Below are 16,420 nucleotides of genomic sequence, written 5' to 3' on the forward strand. Positions count from 1 at the left end.
GCCTAACAATCGTGCCTGGTCTTCCACCGAAGCTCGAATTCCTCTCGCGAAACTTCCTCGGCCACGAACTCAGGGGCCTGCGCGATCTCGTCGAGGGGAGGCACAGCAATCTTTCCGAGCCCCGTCCGATCGGTCGCCTCGGTCGCGCTTGCAAAGCCTATGCTGCCGTCCCGAAAGATCTCCAGCTTGCGCGTTTCGAAGCGATCGCCATCGAGCTCGCTCCAGAGATCGACCGGCTCATCCTCGAGATCGTGCAGCCAGCGCACTCGGATGTAGGCTTTTTCACTCATGCCTGAGATATTGTCGCGACCTCTGTCGAAACACAATGGCCGGTCTCCGGCCGCCAGAGAAGTTCATCCATGTCAAATCTCTTCGCGGTCATGAAGCTGCTCGACGAACTCCGTCTCAACTTTTTCATCGAGCGGACACGACCGGATTCCATTCGGCTGTCGGTCACCTTGGTCGGCGAGCGGCTGGAAATCGAGGTGTTCGAGGACGACCATATTGAATTTAGCCGCTTCCGCGGAGACGAGAGCGTGGAAAGCGGCTATGATGAGTTGCTGCGGCTTCTGCGGTCTCAAACGGGCCCATGATTGGAAGCAGGCCCGCTGCATCCCTTTCGATGCGAGAGGTTGGATCGCGGCAGAGCAGTTTGTCTTGATAGGCCGAGGTGATCGTATGAATCGCGCGCTGGTGCTGGTGTTGTCGACTGCGGCATCGCTCGGAGCAGCGACCATCGTGTCGCCATGTGCCTTGGCAGATAGCGTGTCGATGAAATCGCCGCAGTTTACAGCTGCGCGTATCGCGGAGCGCTATCTCGCGGTTCACTATCCCGCCTTTGATACGATAGCGATGCCGCCGATTGTTGACGACGAGGGAGACGTATGGAAGGTATCCTACGAATTGCCGCCGAATATGGCAGGTGGAAATCCCGTGATCGTGGTCGAGAAGACGTCTTGGAAAGTTCTTCGCGTCTATCATGAACAATAGAATGGGAGTTAAACGTACGTGGTGAGCAAAGGCGCGTGCGCCATGGTTGGCTGGCATCGCCGTCGCGTGCGCCGCGCTTAACGCTAATGACTTTACTTGAGGTATTGGCAGAGGCGTGCCGCTTGCGGCGTCGTATTGTCTGCTCTGTTAACAAAGTAGTTTGCTCAAAGCTGTTAGATGCAGTGCCCTCTCCCCTTGTGGGAGAGGGCATCTCCGGCCCATCCACGCGTTCGGTTGGGTGAGGGGTATCTTTCAGCGAGTCGAATTCGTCGAGGCATGCCCCTCACCCAACCGAGCTTGCGGCGCTTTCCCACATGCCCTCTCCCACAAGGGGAGAGGGCACAGTCATGGGCGCCGGGCTCGTGGTCACCACGACGCTTCCGACGCTCAGCCACTGTGTCCGTACTTGTCCGCATCGCTCCGGGAGAAGGCCGAACTTTCCGCTGACATGGCGCAGGGTGCCGCTGCTACGCATGAGGTCCCCCACCGGTCCCCCCCCCTTCATGCACAACGACAATCCTCCTTCATTCTCATCAAGCGACATCCCAAGCGCCGCGGCCATCTGGCCGCCCCTGCGCCCCTTCATCGCCGCCGAAGCCCGGCTCGCAACCCGTGCAGCCGAAACACCCCTCACTTCCTTCCTCTACGAATTCCTCCGCTTCGGCGTGAAGCAGGCTTGGGCCTGTCTGTTCGGCGGCATCGCGGTGGCGCTGATGCTTCTGACGTGGCGGTTCTACCCGGCGCAGGCGCCGCTCGCGCGTTACGACTTCCTGCTGCTCTGCATGCTCGGCGTCCAGGTCGCGCTGCTCGCGCTCGGGCTCGAGACGTGGGAGGAGGCCAAGGTCATCCTGATCTATCATCTCGTCGGTACCGCGATGGAGCTGTTCAAGACCGCGACCGGCTCGTGGATCTATCCCGAGCCGAGCCTGATCCGGCTGGGCGGCGTGCCGCTGTTCTCCGGCTTCATGTATTCCTGCATCGGCAGCTATCTCTGCCGGGTCTGGCGGCTGTTCGATTTCCGCTTCACCGGCCATCCCTCGCGGCGCTGGCTGATCGGTTTGAGCGCTGCGATCTATCTCAACTTCTTCACCGACCATTACGGCCTCGATCTCCGGCTCGTGCTGTTCGGCTGGGCCGCGCTGCTGTTCGCGCCCGCCACCGTGCACTTCAAGGTCTGGCGCGTGCACCGGTCGATGCCGCTGCTGCTCGGGCTGATCCTGGTGTCGCTGTTCATCTGGCTGTCGGAGAACATCGGCACCTTGTCGCGCACCTGGATCTATCCGGCGCAGGCGCAGGGCTGGGCGATGGTGTCGCCCGCCAAGCTCGGCTCGTGGGTCCTGCTCTTGATCATCAGCTACACGCTGGTCAGCCTGATCAACCGGCCGCGGGGGATGGACATCAAGGCAAACGCACACTTGCCGGAGCGCGAGAAGCAAGCCGCGTAGCGCGCTGCCGTAGGGTGGGCAAAGGCGCTGGCACGGTGGTGAGGCAGGCAGCGGTGTCGCGCGCCGTGCCCACCGCGCGTCGCGGCAGGCTGCTGATGGTGGGCACGCGCTTACGCGCTTTGCTCACCCTACGGGAGCGCGGCTGAGCGACTTCTTCTTCGCCGTGACGCGCTCCAGCGACTTGATCGCCAGCGGCGGGGCGGCCGGATTGTTCGGCGATGGGCGATCTTCCATGATGAAGCTGCGCGCACGGTCGTCGCCGTCGACGCCGCCGAGTAGCCTTCCCATGACCACGACGGACGTGGACACGACAGCATCGCGGAAAGGGCGCATGATCGCATTCGCACCGCACTGCCCCTCGCAACATGCTTAATGAATTGTTTACGCCTCTCACCGAAGCTCCGGCGGGCGACCGAATGACGCTCGCATTCCGGCATTCTGCCCTGTCGTGACAGAACATGACGATGGCGGCCGATCCCTGGACATTTTCAGCATGCAGCCAGCCTTGCGGAAGCGCGACGATGTCGCCGACCTGTTCGCCCAGGCGAGCGCGTTTCACCGCTCCGGCGATCTGGCCAAGGCTCAGGCCGGCTACAGGAAGATCCTCAAGAAGCGGCCAAATCATTTCGGCGCGCTGTATCAGCTTGGACTGTCCGAACACCAGAGCCGCAAGTCCGACGAGGCGGAGCGCCTGCTGAAGCGGGCGCTGCTGGTCGAGCCGCGGTCCGTCGAGGCGCGGTATGCGCGGGCGGTCGTCCTGTCCGCGCTGCAGCGGGACAGCGAGGCACTGAGCTGCTTCGACGATCTCCTCGCCTTGAAGCCGGATCTTTTCGACGCGCATCTGGAGCGCGGCAAGCTGTTGTCGCGTCTCCGGCGTTTCGCCGACGCGGCCGTCAGCTACGACCACGCCATGCTGATCAATCCGCAGCGGCTGGACGTGTTGATCAACAAGGGCGAAGCGCTGCACTATCTCGGCCGCTTCGTCGATGCGATCGCGTGCTACGACCAGCTGCTCGCGGCCCATCCCACGCATCTGGCCGCGCTGATCAATCGGGGCTGCGCGTTCAAGGATCTGCGCCGCGCCGACGAGGCGATCGCCGATTTCGACCGGGCGCTGGCCCTGTCGCCGGACGACACGATTGCGCTGATCAATCGCGGCGAGACGTTCCTGACGCTGAAACGCAACGCCGACGCGCTCCACGATTTCGACCGCGTGATCGCGCTCGATCCGCAATTTGCGCTGGGCTGGCTCGGCCGCGCCAATGTCCTGATGTTGAACAAGCAGGTGAGCGAGGCGCTGGAGGCCTGCCAGCGTGCGCTCGCGATCGAGCCGAACTCGGCAAAGGCGCTGAACCAGATCGGTCAATGCCACGCGCTGCTGGGCGATGCGCAGGCCGCTGTCGCCTGTTTCGATGCCGCGCTCGCGATCGACCCGGCCGACGAGATCGCGCTGGAGAGCCGGATCTTCTCATTGGATTTCTGCGAGGTCGGCTTTGCTCAGCATCAGGCGGCCCGGTCGGAGTGGTGGCGCCGGATCGGCTCCAAGATCGCCGAGATGCATCCGCCTCACCATGCCAATGATCCCGATCCCGATCGACGGATCGTCGTGGGCTACGTGTCGGGTGATTTCAAGGAGCATTCCGCCGCCCGCACCTTCCGCCCCGTGATCCAGAGCCATGACAAGTCGCAGGTCGAGGTGATCTGCTACTCGAATTCGCCGATTCAGGACGCGATCACGGACACGTTCCGGCAGGCCGCCGATCGATGGCGCGACGTGACGCAATGGTCCGACGATCAGCTCGCAGATTGCATCGGGGTCGACAAGGTCGACATCCTCGTCGACCTGTCCGGGCACTCGCGCGGCAACCGGCTGAGCACCTTTGCGCGCAAGCCGGCCCCCATCCAGGTCACCGCGTGGGGCCATGCGACCGGCACCGGCCTGGCGACGATGGATTATCTGTTCGGCGATCCGGTCATGGCGCCTCCGGAGATGCGTCACCTGTTTACGGAGCAGATCTACGATCTGCCAAGCTTGATCATCATCGAGCCGCCGCCTTCGGGACTGCGCAGCCTCGAGGCCCCGGTGACGTCCAACGGCCATGTCACCTACGGCGCGTTCACCAGGGCGAACCGGTTGTCCAGTGCCGTCCTCGACGTCTGGGCCCGCATCCTGCGCGCCGACGTCGCCGCCCGATTGCTGGTCAAGGATTATCTGCTCAGCGATGCTGCGATCCAGGCCAGGCTGCTGGCCGACTTCGCCGCGCGCGGCATCGCGCCGGAGCGTATCGACCTGATCGGGCCGACCTCCCGCGACGAGCATCTGGCTGCGCACCGGCTGATCGACATCTGGCTCGATCCTTTTCCCAATGGCGGCGGCGTCTCGGTCTGGGAAGCCCTGCACATGGGCGTGCCGGTCGTATCGAAGCTCGGCAACGGAATGTGCAGCCGGGCCGGCGGCGCGATCCTGTCGGCGATCGGCATGGCCGACTGGGTCGCCACCGATGACGATGAGTATGTGGACATCGCCTTGCGCGCGACGCCGGACCGGCTCAACACGCTCCGTCGCCAGCTCCCCGACCTCATCGCGGAACGCTGCGCTCCGTCCGTCTACACCAGGGCTGTCGAAGCGGCCTATCGCACGATGTGGCAGACCTATTGCCGCGGTCGGCGGGCCTGAGCGCCTGTGTTCTCGACAACTGGCCCCGCTCTGTGAGCACAGCCGAGCCGCATGGCGCGCGCTGCCGTAGGGCGGGTAAAGGAGCTGGTGCGGGGTGAAGCCGGAGATGCTGTCGCGCGCCGTACCCGCCGCGCCCCGTGGTACGCTCCGAATGCTGGGCAGGGCGCGTGAGGCTGTCTTCGTCGCAGAAGCAGTTCGGGCGCGCCTTTGCGCACCCTACAGCAGCTCGGCCGGCTACTTCTTCTTTGCCCCAACGCGCTCCAGCGACTTGATCTGGAGCGGCGGGCGGCCGGATTTTTCGGCGATGTCGCGGTCCTGCTCCATGATGAAGCCGCGCGCGGGTTCGTCGCCGTCGAGGCCGCCGAGCAACTCGGCCGGAACGCGGCGGTTGGAGCGCTGCGAGCCGTCCTCATAGGTCACGTTGAAGAAGGCGAATTCGCCTTTGGGATTGGAGCCGGGTTTTTTCGCCATGGATGGCGCTTTACGGCGGCGGAGGCGGTCCGGTCAATGCCAGAAAATGCTTATCCGGCGCCCGAATTTGACATTTTCGTCATATGGTTTTCGTGGAATCGGCAGGACGCCCGAACGGATCGCGGGCCGGACCAGCAGATCCAAAACTCCTCGATTTTGCCGGATGAAAGTGCGTTCATCGCGCATGTCCCATTCGCACCGAATACAGCCCATGTCGATGCCGCAACTGACCATCTGGTACAACACGCGCTGTCCGGTCTGCGACGCCGGCATCGACTGGCAGCGCAACAAGCTGTTGGCACTGGTGAAGTCGGGCCGCATCGCGTTCAAGGACATCAACGAGCAGCCGGAGGCGCTGGCCGCGTTCGGCGCCGATGTCGACGATGTCCGCCGTCGGCTGCACGCCACCGACGAGGACGGCCAGCTGATCACCGGCGCCGACGTCGCGCTGTTGCTGTGGAAGCTGACGCCGGGCGAGGGCTGGCTCGCCACGCTGCTCGGCAATCGCGTGCTACGCCCGCTGACGCGCTTCGGCTACGACCGGTTTGCGGACGTGCTGTTCGCCTGGAACAAGCGCAAGGGCCATTGGTGAGGCGGAGCCTGCTCTCGCCCCAGGGGCCGGTGCGCTCCCCTCCCCCTTGCGGGGAGGGGTCGGGGGTGGGGGTCCACGAATCGCGCTGCCGCTGAGACGTACAGCTCTCGCTGAGCGTCTCCAAGCACCGATCGAATTGGTGCTCGCACCCGTGTTGTTGTGCGCATCTCACTGAGGTCAACACCCGGAGACCCCCACCCCCGATCCCTCCCTGCAGGGGGAAGGGAGCGCACCGCGGGTGGAGCAGCGGCTTGCGTTCATCTTCCGCGCACCTTCACCCGTGCATGCACCCTCGTGCCGCCGCGCGGGCCGTCCTCATCGTCGCTACCGCCGAGCGCCATGATCGCGGTGCCCATCGCGGTCGAGCCGAAGGTGACGAAGAACGAGCCGAGCAGCAGGCCGATGGCGACGCCCGGCGAGTGATCGGCGAAGATCAGGTGGCGCAGGCCCCAGGGATCGAGCAGCAGCAGGCCACCGACCAGCACCACGGCCATCACGAGCCCGAGCGCGAGGTTGATCGCGAGCAGGCGGAACAGGGGCGATTGCAGCACTCGGTGCTGACTTCGCGGCATCGGCGATCTCCTGAAGATCGTGAACGACGGCGGAATCGTAGCACCGATCGCGCCCCACTCAAGGCCGGAACCGCCCGGTCCGGACAGGGCTGATCCGACCGGATCTTGCATCGTTTTGGAACAGGTTCGCGGCGCCGCGGCGCTGTCAGGCCGCCTCGCCTTCGGCCACGCCGTGCTGCTTGGCGATCACGCTCTGCCAGACGCCGGCAATGGCGCGCTGCGTCTCCGGCGCGATCAGGCAATGGCCCTCGTGATCGAAGCCGCAGAACCGCGCCGAGGGATCCTTCCGGGTCTCGATCAGCGCCTTGTTGATCAGCTCCAGCGACGCCATCACCTGACCGATGTTCTGCAGCCGGGTGTGATGCAGGATGTCGATCAGGCGGAACATCATCACCGGCGGCTGGCCCAGAGCGATGCCCGGGCGGCCGAATTCGAAGAACACGTTGACCGCCGGCAGCACGCCCTGGATCTGCGCCAGGATCTTGCCGGCGTCGTCGGCGCTGCAGGCGACCAGATGCGCGCCGGGCACCGGCAGCGCGGGGGGCGCCGGTGGCGCCTCCTCCGGGCCGAGCCCGAGTCCCGCCAGCACCTGATGCTCGATCCAGCGCCGCACCTCCGGTGGCGCCGAGCGGATCTGGTCGGCGGTCAGCGTAATCCCGATCATGGCGTCGTCTCCTTTTGCGCGGAATTTTAGGAAGTGAGCATGGCGCGGTATTGACGAGGATCAAGGGGGGATATGCGGGAGGGGTACACGCGGGTTCAGCAACATCGCTGCTCGATACAGTGCCCTCGCCCCTTGTGGGAGAGGGCATGTACGGCCCATCAGACAATGCGGTTGGGTGAGGGGTCTCTCTCCGCGAGCGTCGCCCGCGGAGAGAGACCCCTCACCAAACCGAGTTCGTTGTGCTGTCCTACATGCCCTCTCCCACAAGGGGCGAGGGCGCATTAACCGCCAGCTCGCCGCGCGGCGGGCGTTTTCTGACGCGACGAGTTCGTCGAACATCTTACCCATAAACAAGCTCCATGACACAGCCGGATCACACAGCGGCCTGCCATCATTTTGACGCCGCGCTTTCCGCCATGGCATGATCGCCTTCGATTGGATGAATCATCAGGGATCCCCGCATGCTCCGTCGTCTTGCCTTGCTGTTCGCGGCCTCGTTCTCCGCTTATGTCGCGGCCGGCTCCGCGCAGGCCGCGCGCTGCGGCGGTGACTTCAATACCTTCATCGCGAACGTCTCCGCTGAAGCGCAGAGCGCCGGCGTCTCGGCCGGCACGGTCAGCCAGGCGCTGTCTGGCGTCACGCTCGATCCCGCCGTGCTCGCCTTCGACCGCCGCCAGCGCTACACCTTCAACAAGAGCTTCGAGCAGTACGTCTCGACCCGCGTCGGCGCGGGGCGCGTCAATGGTGGCCGAGCGATGTTGCAGCGGCATGCGGCGCTGCTGTCGAAGATCGAGCAGCAATACGGCGTGCCGCGTCAGATCCTGGTCGCGATCTGGGGGCTCGAGACCGATTTCGGCAAGGGCGACATGGGCAAGCTGCCGGTGATCCGCACGCTCGCCACGCTCGCGCATGATTGCCGCCGCACCGAGCTGTTCCAGACCGAGCTGCTGGCCGCGCTGAAGATCGTCGAGCGCGGCGATCTCGGCTTGCGCGACCTGATCGGCGCCTTCGCCGGCGAGATCGGCCAGACCCAGTTCCTGCCCTCGTCCTACATCAAATACGGCGTCGACTTCGACGGCGACGGCCGCGTCGACCTCCGCCACTCCACCGCCGACGTGCTGGCCTCCACCGCCAACCTGCTGCACAGCAACGGCTTCAAGATGGGCCAGCCTTATGACGAGGGCTCGGCGAATTTCGATGCGATGCGCGAGTGGAACAGGGCGGTGATCTACCGAAAGACGATCGGCTACTATGCGGATCAATTGATGGGGCGGTGAAGCACGCCGTCCCCTCATCTTCGATGTCATGCCCCGCGAAGGCGGGACATCCAGTACGCCGTGCCGGCTCTGCTCGGAAATGACTCGCTGTGAATACTGGATCGCCCCGGTCAAGCCGGGCGATCCAGCTTCGAGTGTCGCTACAGCGCTCACCCCATCCACGCCGTCATTGCGGGCTCGTGCTGCGCACGCCCCGGAATGACGATCGAAGAAAACGGGCCACATACCCGCCATGCGCAAACTGCCCGTCGTGTTAGTTTGTCGCACGATGCGCCCTTGTGCCGTCGGGCAAATCAGCCGCACATTTCCGCTCGTCCCGGCCCGCCGGAGGGGCGTTTCGCGATCGTCTCGAGGCGCGGGCCGTTGGATGCGATGGGCGCAGAGCTCCGCAGCGTGGCTTGTCCGCGCCGACGAACGGAGCGATGCGCACGCCGAAATCGTGGCGTTCCGATACCCCGAAGCTGGTATCAACCCGGGTCATGCTAGCGCGTTGCCTTGGGGATGGTGGCCAAAAAGCCCGGCGCACCAGGGAGACCACGTATAAGGTGTCAACCCATTGCGCAGGGAGGGCCGGGTCCGTCCGGCTGAACCTGTGGTGACCGCCGCGTGCATTTTCTTCGCACGCGGGCCGCAGGCCTCAGCCGAGGCCTGGCTCTCCCTGCGCCCTCCATCTCGACGAGGGCGGCGAAGGTACACAACTCGGACGCATCACGCGCCGCGAGACAAGTTTCGCTTATCCTGAGTTTCACCCTTCCTTCGCGGCCGCCTTCTCCAGCCGCTTCGCCATCACCTTCCAATAGGTGCCGGGCATGAACCGCTGCAACAGGTCCATGAAGCGCGCATCGCCGCCGATCAGGATGCGCGGCTCGTTGCGCTCGATGCCCTGGATGATGCGCAGCGCCGCGTCGCGAGGGCTGGTCTTGGCGAGCCGCTCGAAGCGCTCGATTGCCTGCACGCGGCGCGCATTGTCCGTCATGCCTGTGCCGGCACGGGCGTTGCGCGCGATCGCGGTCGCGACGCCGCCGGGATGCACCACCGACAGCTTCACCGGGCTGTTCGCCGTCGCGAGCTCATGACGCAGGCTCTCGGAAAACCCGCGCACTGCGAACTTCGCTGCCGCATAGGCGGACTGGCCGGGCGGCGCGATGATGCCGAAGATCGAGGACAGGTTGACGATATGCGCTTCCGGCTGGCGCGACAGATGCGGCAGGAACGCGCGGGTGCCGTGCACGACGCCCCAGAAATTGATATTGAACAGCCACTCGATCTCGGCCTGCTCGATCTCGTGGAAGGCGCCGAACAGCGCCACGCCGGCGTTGTTGACGACGATGTTGAGAGCGGGATGCGCAGCCGTGGCGTCCGCGGCGAATTGCGCGATCGCCGACGCATCGCTGACGTCCAGCCGGTGCATCGTGACCTTGCGGCCGGACGCGGCAAGCTCCGCCGCGACGCTCGCAAGGCCGGCTTCGTCGCGGTCGGCGAGTGCGAGATCACAACCGCGCGCGGCCATTTCCAGCGCCAGTGCGCGGCCGATGCCGCTGGCCGCGCCGGTGATCGCCGCGGCCGCCTTGTCGATTGCCGTCATTGCCGCATCCTGCCCCTTCGCTTCGCGGCCCGCGTTCCAAATGCCGCGATCACCTTGCGTCACTTTTTCGCATTGGAACCGAACCATCTGCCGGCTTTGCTTTTAACTCAGACTGCAAATGGGAAGGCACGTTTTTTGGAGGTATTGCATGGGACAGTCGCAGCCGTTCCGCGCCACGGCGCTGATCGTGGAGGACGATCCGACGCAGCGCGAGATGATCTCGCTGCTGCTCGAGGAGAGCGAGTATGACGTGATCGCGTGCGAGAGTGCCGAGGCGGCGGAGTTGGTCTTGAACAGGCCGGGCAACCGGGTCGTGCTGCTGATGACTGACGTCAACCTCGCGGGCCGGATGAGCGGTGTAGAGCTCGCGCATATCGCGCGGGCGCGCCATCCGCACATCAACATCGTGGTCACCTCGGGCCGGCCGCTGTCGCAGCCGCTGCCGGGCGATGCCAAGTTCTGGGCCAAGCCCTGGGCGCCCCTCGACGTGCTGCGTGAGGCCGAGGTGAGCCTCGAACGCGCGCCGGAGCTGCAGCGGAGGCAAGCGGAGTAGGGCGGAGTTGGCGATCCGATGGCGGTGGTCGTGCGGACCGGATTGACGAACCCTCCCGGGCACCCCATTTCTGGAATTACGAACAGCGCCGAGGCGGAGCGCGTGATGGGGCCGGGAAGGACGGCGCCTGCGGAGACCGGGTGGAAGTCGCCCTCCCACCCGGGAAGTGCAACTACTTCTTCTTCGCAGCCTTCTTGGTCTTCTTCGCGGTCTTCTTGGTGGCCTTGGCGGCCTTCTTCGCCTTCTTCGCCATGGAATCCTCGTCAGGAGTTGATGGATTGCAACGCGACTTCGAGGCTCGTGCTGGCGCGGGCCAGCTATGCATCAGCCTCGGGTGTCAATCCCAACAGATTCGCGGAGCGATGCCTCACGCTGTCACCAGTGTGCTCACGCTTATCCACAGCTCGCTGCGTTCGGATATCGCGCGCCGTTCGGACGAGCGGCGATAGCGGGGTTAACAGCAGCCAAATGATGTCTTCATTGATTCAAAACCAAGGCGCGAATTTGGTGGAGGAATTGAGGAGCCGTTAAGTGCGCCGCGCTCATGTTGCCGCCGATGACAGGGAAGGCCATGAGTACGGCGTTGGTGAATGTTAAGGACAGGACTTGCGTCGTCCTGCGGTCGGGATGCTGAACGTTCCGACGCTGTGGACCGCCTTCGTGGTCAACTTCCTCGCGCTGGGCCTGATCTGGGCCTACGTGATGCGCAGCTATCCGAATCTGGAATCGGCGCGCTACTGGACGGCGTCCGCCTTCATGTGCGCGCCCGCCGCGCTGTTCGCGCTCGGCCGGTTCTATTTCGGATCCTACGTGCCGCTGCTCGCCGGCGCGTCGCTGATGACGCTGGCCATCTGCCTCGCCGCAATGGGCGTCGAGCGCTTCTATGGCCAGAAGGCCTCCTGGCGGCTGAGCTTCGCGGTGGTCGCCGTGACCTGCGCGTCGATCATCTTCTTTCTCGACGTCTACGACCACGGCCCGCTCCGGATCCTGTGCTATTCGATTGGTCAGGCCATCCCGATGGCCATGATCGCGCGGCTGGTGCTCGATGCAAGAAACGGCCCGATCAACCCTGGCGCCCGGTTGGCCGGGCTGTTGTCGCTTCTCATCATCGCGGTCTTCGCCGGCCGCTCGGTTGCGGGCTTTGTCGGCGCCGATTTCAACTTCAGCCATTCGAGCAACGGCCAGGCGGCCGCGGTGCTGGTGCTGATTTTCCTGTCGATGTCGCTGAACTTCGGCTTTCTGCTGATGGCCGTGAACCGGCTGCGCAACGAGGCCGCCGATCTGGCGCTGCTCGACGACCTCACCGGCGTCTCCAACCGCCGCCACCTGATGCAGCGGCTCACCGAGGAGTGCGCCCGCGCCGAGCGCTCGGGGCGGGCGTTTGCGTTGCTGGTGATCGATCTCGACGGCTTCAAGCTCATCAACGACAATTATGGTCACGCGACCGGAGATGCCTGCCTGCAGCACTTCACGCTGATGGCCCAGACCAGGCTGCGCCCGGGCGACATGCTGGCGCGCACCGGCGGCGACGAGTTCTGTATTCTGCTGCCGTCCTCCTCGGTGCGCGAGGGGGCGATGATCGCGCGGCGGATCCTGCAGGTCTGCCGCGACGATGCCGAGGCTTGCGCCGGGGCCGACGTGCCGATCGAGGTCTCGATCGGCGTCGCCGAATGGACCCGCGATGTCGGCGCGTTTCCGGACCGGGTGATGGCGCGGGCGGATCAGGCGCTTTATGCGGCCAAGAAGGACGGCAAGAGCCGCTTCGCCGTCTACCAGGACGCGCCCGCTTTGGCGCCCGAAGAGATCCATCCCATCGCCATGCACCAGCCGAAGCAGGATGCCGCGGCTGAGTAGCGGTGCTATCGTTCCGGCCATGCGGCCGATCCGAACCTTCCTCAAGGCAGCCGTCGCGCTGCTTCTTCTCATGGACGCGGCGTCCGCCGACGATCTCGCCGCGCTCGCCCGGACGTCCGGCACGCCGGACATCCCTGGCCTGAACATCGTCTGGCTGGCGCCGTGGGGCGCGCCGGAGAAAGCGCACCCCTGGACCAACATCATCGTCCACCAGACCGAGGGCCCGGCGGGCTCCGCGCGGGCCGGGGCGCTGGCGCAGGCCAAAAACCCAAAACGGCGCGGCGTCACCCTGTGGGTGGAAACCGATGGCACCGTGTATTGGGCGGTGCCGGAAACCCTGGTCACGCTGCATGGCGACGGCGCCAACCGCAACGACAACCGCTATATCGACAACGCATCGACCTATCGCAAGGTGGTGCGCGACAATTCCATCGGCGTGGAGTTCGCCGGCAACTATCCCGACGTCACCACGCCCGCCACCGACGCCCAGATCGCCGCGTGGCGCGTGCTCTCGAAGCTGCTCCGGCTGCGCTACCAGATTCCGCGGGAGCGGATCTATGCGCACAACTGGATCGACTACAAGGACGCCCGCTATTGCGAGGGCTGTGCGCTGGCCGAGCTCGCGCGCGCCGCGCCGGACTAGCTCTCTTCAACCGTTCTCAAACAACCTTCCTCAACAAGAAGCCGGCGTCTCCGCCGGCTCCGATCGCATCCAAAAACCACCTTCAAGCAAGCCGCGCCGTCTAGTGCGCGGCCTCCAGCGCCGCCGCCTCCTGCTTGGCGATGGCGCCCTTGACGGCGGACTGCACCTTCTCGAACGCGCGCACCTCGATCTGGCGGACGCGCTCGCGCGACACGCCGAACTCGGCCGCGAGATCCTCGAGCGTCATCGGCTCGTCGGCCAGCCGCCGCGCCTCGAAGATGCGGCGCTCGCGCGCATTCAACACGCCGATCGCGCCGTTCAGCGCCTGCCGGCGGTGGTCGTATTCCTCGTGCTCGGCCATGATGGCTTCCTGGTTGGGCGAGGTATCGACCAGCCAGTCCTGCCATTCGCCCGCTTCGCCGTCGTCGCGGATCGGCGCGTTCAGCGAGGCGTCGCCGCCGAGGCGGCGGTTCATGTCGATCACGTCCTGATCGGTCACGCCGAGGCGCTTCGCGATCAGCTTGACCTGGTCCGGACGCAGATCGCCTTCATCCAGCGCCGAGATCTTGCTCTTCGCCTTGCGCAGGTTGAAGAACAGCTTCTTCTGGTTCGCGGTGGTGCCCATCTTCACGAGCGACCACGACCGCAGGATGTACTCTTGTATCGACGCCTTGATCCACCACATGGCGTAGGTGGCGAGGCGAAAACCCTTCTCGGGCTCGAACCGCTTCACCGCCTGCATCAGGCCGACATTGCCTTCCGACACGACTTCGGATATCGGCAGGCCGTAGCCGCGATAGCCCATGGCGATCTTGGCCACGAGCCTGAGGTGGCTGGTCACGAGTTTATGGGCTGCGTCGCTGTCGTCATGCTCACGCCAACGCTTGGCGAGCATGTACTCCTCCTGCGGTTCCAGCATCGGGAACTTGCGGATCTCGGAGAGGTAGCGAGCAAGACCGGATTCTCCGTTGAGAACCGGCAGTGTAGCTGTACGGGCCATCGAGCGCCCTCCAGTTGGTTCAGGCCCCCGATAGCGGCGGGCCAGGCAAAACGGTCACTTGGTTAAAGCCAACCGGTTTGCGACGTTCCATGCGTCGACCATTCGACGCAGACGCAACATACACCAAAATTCGTCCCCCGTGGAAGGATTCCGGGGGTCACGACCCCGTGTGAGCGCATTAAGAATTTGACATGATTGCATTTTTCTGAACGGCCTGCGTCATAGCGCCGCTCGCAGCGCCTCTCCCAAAAGAGAAAGATCCTCCGGAAGCTCCGATTCCCAGCGCATGATGTCTCCCGTCCGCGGGTGCTCAATTACCAACAAATAGGCATGCAGCGCCTGTCGTCCGAGTGAGTCGAGCGCTGCCCGCGCCCGCTCGGACAGCTGGTTCGCCTTGGTCTTGAAATGCGGGCCATAGACGGCATCGCCCAGCAGCGGATGCCCGAGATGGGCGAGATGCACCCGGATCTGGTGGGTGCGCCCGGTCTCGAGATGGCAGGCGATCAGCGAGGCCACCGGCTTGCCGTCGCGGCCGGTAAAACTCTCCTGCACCTCGTAATGCGTGATGGCCTCGCGGCCCTTCGCCCGCACCGCCATCTTGTCGCGGGCGTGCGGATGGCGGTCGATGGCGGCGTTGATGGTGCCGTGCGGCCGGTGCGGCACCCCCCAGGCGAACGCCAGATAGCCGCGCTCCATCGCGCCGGTGCGGCCGTGATCGGCGAACTGCGCGCTCAAGGAGGCGTGCGCCATATCGTTCTTGGCGACCACCATTAGCCCGGTGGTGTCCTTGTCGAGCCGGTGCACGATGCCCGGCCGCTTCACCCCGCCGATCCCCGACAGACTGGCGCCGCAATGCGCGATCAGCGCGTTGACCAGCGTCCCGGTCTCGTGCCCGGCGGCGGGATGCACCACGAGGCCTGAGGGCTTGTCGATGACGATGATATCGTCGTCCTCGTAGATGATCTGAAGCGGGATCGCCTCGGCCTGCGGCTCGGGCGCGACGGCCTCCGGCACGTCGATTGTGATCGTGTCGCCGGTTGTGACGTGATAAGCGGGGTCGCGCACGGCGCCCGAACCAAAGCTGTCTGAAGTCAGGCTCACCTGTCCGGCCAGGATCAGCGCCTTCAGCCGCGACCGCGACAGCTCCGGCAGCCGCGCCGCCAGCACGCGATCGAGCCGCGGCGAGCCTTCGTCGCCGGCGACAATGATCGTCATCAGACCGTGGGATTGTGAAGTCGAGATGTCCATGAATACTACCGTTGCGCCCGAGCCGTCCTCGCCCGAGCAGGCCCAGCTGATGGCGCGGCTGCGGCGCATGATGATGATCGCGGGCGTGACCACCTCGGTCGCGATCGCGGTTCTCCTGGTCGCCATCGGCTATCGCCTTTTCCGCGGCGATGGAAGCACGGCGTCAGGCCCGGACCTCACCGCCATGCTGCCGAAGGGCGCTCGCATCGTCTCGACCGGCACCGCCGGCGACCGCCTGGCGGTCACCCTGGATGTGGGGGGCGCCACCGAAATCCGCACCTTCGACGCCAAAACCCTCAAACCCACCGGCCGCCTCCGCTTCGCCACGGAGCCGTAGGGGCAGGGGGGCGCCCAACCTCCCCACCGCCGCTTGCGAGACGACCGCCCCCGATGCGCAGCGCCGCCCTCGGTGCCAGACCCTCATGGTGAGGAGGCGCGCGCCCATCGGCGTGTGAGAGCCCACCGGCCCACATTCGCGGGCCGTCTCGAACCATGAGACCCGCGCTGGGGCCTCGCCCTTCGAGACGCCCGCCTTGGGGCGGGCTCCTCAGGGTGAGGAGAAAAAGTTCTATCGGATGGACCCCGCCGCGGGCGCCGCGCCGAAGGCCCGGCTTCAGGCGCCCTGAGGCTGGTGCCGACAACCGTTCCGCAACGTCGGCAACGAAAATTGCGTCTTCCGTCTTGCGGCGCGGCGCGTTCAAGGCTATGCGGTTCACCTCACGCTCCCTTCGTCTAGCGGTTAGGACGCGGCCCTCTCAAGGCTGAAACAGGGGTTCGATTCCCCTAGGGAGCGCCATCATCAGGCGCTCAACCCTTCATCTCTGACCCGTACGCGCGGCTCCTCAGCCT

At 65.2% G+C, this 16,420-nt stretch carries 19 protein-coding genes and 1 tRNA gene; 11 read left to right on the forward strand and 9 right to left on the reverse strand.

What is annotated here, in order from left to right:
- Nucleotides 1-2: 2 nt before the first annotated feature.
- Nucleotides 3-290 (reverse strand): hypothetical protein, encoded by a 288-nt coding sequence (locus BRADO_RS06345; protein ID WP_041756173.1) that lies wholly within the window; start codon nt 288-290, stop codon nt 3-5.
- A 69-nt stretch (nt 291-359) separates the two neighbouring features.
- On the opposite strand from BRADO_RS06345, the gene BRADO_RS06350 reads away from it, so the two are divergent.
- From BRADO_RS06350 to BRADO_RS06360, 3 genes are all read left to right on the forward strand, one after another.
- Nucleotides 360-593: a hypothetical protein gene (locus BRADO_RS06350; protein ID WP_011924487.1), complete on the forward strand. Its 234-nt coding sequence runs from the start codon at nt 360-362 to the stop codon at nt 591-593.
- An 85-nt stretch (nt 594-678) separates the two neighbouring features.
- Nucleotides 679-990, forward strand: coding sequence for a YbbC/YhhH family protein (locus tag BRADO_RS06355; protein ID WP_041756174.1), 312 nt, complete (start codon nt 679-681; stop codon nt 988-990).
- A gap of 503 nt (nt 991-1,493) precedes the next feature.
- A complete protein-coding gene (locus tag BRADO_RS06360; protein ID WP_011924489.1) occupies nt 1,494-2,435 on the forward strand; it encodes a DUF817 domain-containing protein in 942 nt (313 codons plus the stop codon).
- A 123-nt stretch (nt 2,436-2,558) separates the two neighbouring features.
- Here BRADO_RS06360 and BRADO_RS06365 read toward each other — a convergent pair whose 3' ends face one another.
- Nucleotides 2,559-2,744 (reverse strand): hypothetical protein, encoded by a 186-nt coding sequence (locus tag BRADO_RS06365; RefSeq protein ID WP_157872526.1) that lies wholly within the window; start codon nt 2,742-2,744, stop codon nt 2,559-2,561.
- 184 nt (nt 2,745-2,928) lie between these two features.
- Here BRADO_RS06365 and BRADO_RS06370 point away from each other — a divergent pair, with 184 nt between their 5' ends.
- Complete coding sequence (locus BRADO_RS06370; RefSeq protein ID WP_041756176.1) at nt 2,929-5,112, forward strand: tetratricopeptide repeat protein; 2,184 nt, start codon at nt 2,929-2,931, stop codon at nt 5,110-5,112.
- A 234-nt stretch (nt 5,113-5,346) separates the two neighbouring features.
- Here BRADO_RS06370 and BRADO_RS06375 read toward each other — a convergent pair whose 3' ends face one another.
- On the reverse strand, nt 5,347-5,583 hold the full coding sequence (locus BRADO_RS06375) for a hypothetical protein (protein WP_008963614.1): 237 nt from the start codon (nt 5,581-5,583) through the stop codon (nt 5,347-5,349).
- 217 nt (nt 5,584-5,800) lie between these two features.
- Here BRADO_RS06375 and BRADO_RS06380 point away from each other — a divergent pair, with 217 nt between their 5' ends.
- Nucleotides 5,801-6,175 carry a thiol-disulfide oxidoreductase DCC family protein gene (locus tag BRADO_RS06380; RefSeq protein ID WP_011924492.1) on the forward strand — a complete coding sequence of 125 codons (375 nt, stop codon included), beginning with the start codon at nt 5,801-5,803 and terminating at the stop codon, nt 6,173-6,175.
- Nucleotides 6,176-6,432: 257 nt separating this feature from the next.
- On the opposite strand, the gene BRADO_RS06385 is transcribed toward BRADO_RS06380, so the two are convergent.
- A complete protein-coding gene (locus BRADO_RS06385) occupies nt 6,433-6,747 on the reverse strand; it encodes a hypothetical protein (RefSeq protein ID WP_041756177.1) in 315 nt (104 codons plus the stop codon).
- 145 nt (nt 6,748-6,892) lie between these two features.
- Nucleotides 6,893-7,411: a hypothetical protein gene (locus BRADO_RS35600; RefSeq protein WP_011924494.1), complete on the reverse strand. Its 519-nt coding sequence runs from the start codon at nt 7,409-7,411 to the stop codon at nt 6,893-6,895.
- A 461-nt stretch (nt 7,412-7,872) separates the two neighbouring features.
- On the opposite strand from BRADO_RS35600, the gene BRADO_RS06395 reads away from it, so the two are divergent.
- A complete protein-coding gene (locus BRADO_RS06395) occupies nt 7,873-8,688 on the forward strand; it encodes a lytic transglycosylase domain-containing protein (protein ID WP_011924495.1) in 816 nt (271 codons plus the stop codon).
- 745 nt (nt 8,689-9,433) lie between these two features.
- Here the strand turns inward: BRADO_RS06395 and BRADO_RS06400 are convergent.
- Complete coding sequence (locus BRADO_RS06400; RefSeq protein ID WP_011924496.1) at nt 9,434-10,273, reverse strand: SDR family oxidoreductase; 840 nt, start codon at nt 10,271-10,273, stop codon at nt 9,434-9,436.
- A 148-nt stretch (nt 10,274-10,421) separates the two neighbouring features.
- Here BRADO_RS06400 and BRADO_RS06405 point away from each other — a divergent pair, with 148 nt between their 5' ends.
- A complete protein-coding gene (locus BRADO_RS06405) occupies nt 10,422-10,826 on the forward strand; it encodes a response regulator (RefSeq protein ID WP_011924497.1) in 405 nt (134 codons plus the stop codon).
- A gap of 172 nt (nt 10,827-10,998) precedes the next feature.
- Here the strand turns inward: BRADO_RS06405 and BRADO_RS35700 are convergent, their stop codons facing one another.
- The gene (locus BRADO_RS35700; RefSeq protein WP_244422972.1) at nt 10,999-11,151 is read right to left on the reverse strand and encodes a hypothetical protein; all 153 of its coding nucleotides are present in this window, start codon (nt 11,149-11,151) and stop codon (nt 10,999-11,001) included.
- Between the two features lie 302 nt (nt 11,152-11,453).
- On the opposite strand from BRADO_RS35700, the gene BRADO_RS06415 reads away from it, so the two are divergent.
- Together BRADO_RS06415 and BRADO_RS06420 are read left to right on the forward strand one after the other, a co-directional pair.
- Nucleotides 11,454-12,680: a GGDEF domain-containing protein gene (locus tag BRADO_RS06415; protein ID WP_041756178.1), complete on the forward strand. Its 1,227-nt coding sequence runs from the start codon at nt 11,454-11,456 to the stop codon at nt 12,678-12,680.
- A 19-nt stretch (nt 12,681-12,699) separates the two neighbouring features.
- Nucleotides 12,700-13,323: an N-acetylmuramoyl-L-alanine amidase gene (locus BRADO_RS06420; RefSeq protein ID WP_041756179.1), complete on the forward strand. Its 624-nt coding sequence runs from the start codon at nt 12,700-12,702 to the stop codon at nt 13,321-13,323.
- Between the two features lie 100 nt (nt 13,324-13,423).
- On the opposite strand, the gene rpoH is transcribed toward BRADO_RS06420, so the two are convergent.
- A complete protein-coding gene (gene rpoH / locus BRADO_RS06425; RefSeq protein ID WP_011924501.1) occupies nt 13,424-14,323 on the reverse strand; it encodes an RNA polymerase sigma factor RpoH in 900 nt (299 codons plus the stop codon).
- Between the two features lie 219 nt (nt 14,324-14,542).
- Nucleotides 14,543-15,538 (reverse strand): RluA family pseudouridine synthase, encoded by a 996-nt coding sequence (locus BRADO_RS06430; protein ID WP_041756180.1) that lies wholly within the window; start codon nt 15,536-15,538, stop codon nt 14,543-14,545.
- Between the two features lie 31 nt (nt 15,539-15,569).
- On the opposite strand from BRADO_RS06430, the gene BRADO_RS06435 reads away from it, so the two are divergent.
- Both BRADO_RS06435 and BRADO_RS06440 read left to right on the forward strand, forming a co-directional pair.
- Nucleotides 15,570-15,908, forward strand: coding sequence for a hypothetical protein (locus BRADO_RS06435; protein ID WP_011924503.1), 339 nt, complete (start codon nt 15,570-15,572; stop codon nt 15,906-15,908).
- Nucleotides 15,909-16,292: 384 nt separating this feature from the next.
- Nucleotides 16,293-16,367, forward strand: a tRNA-Glu gene (locus BRADO_RS06440).
- The last annotated feature ends 53 nt before the right edge of the window (nt 16,368-16,420 follow it).

The sequence above is a fragment of the Bradyrhizobium sp. ORS 278 genome, from assembly GCF_000026145.1.
Classification (GTDB): Bacteria; Pseudomonadota; Alphaproteobacteria; order Rhizobiales; family Xanthobacteraceae; genus Bradyrhizobium.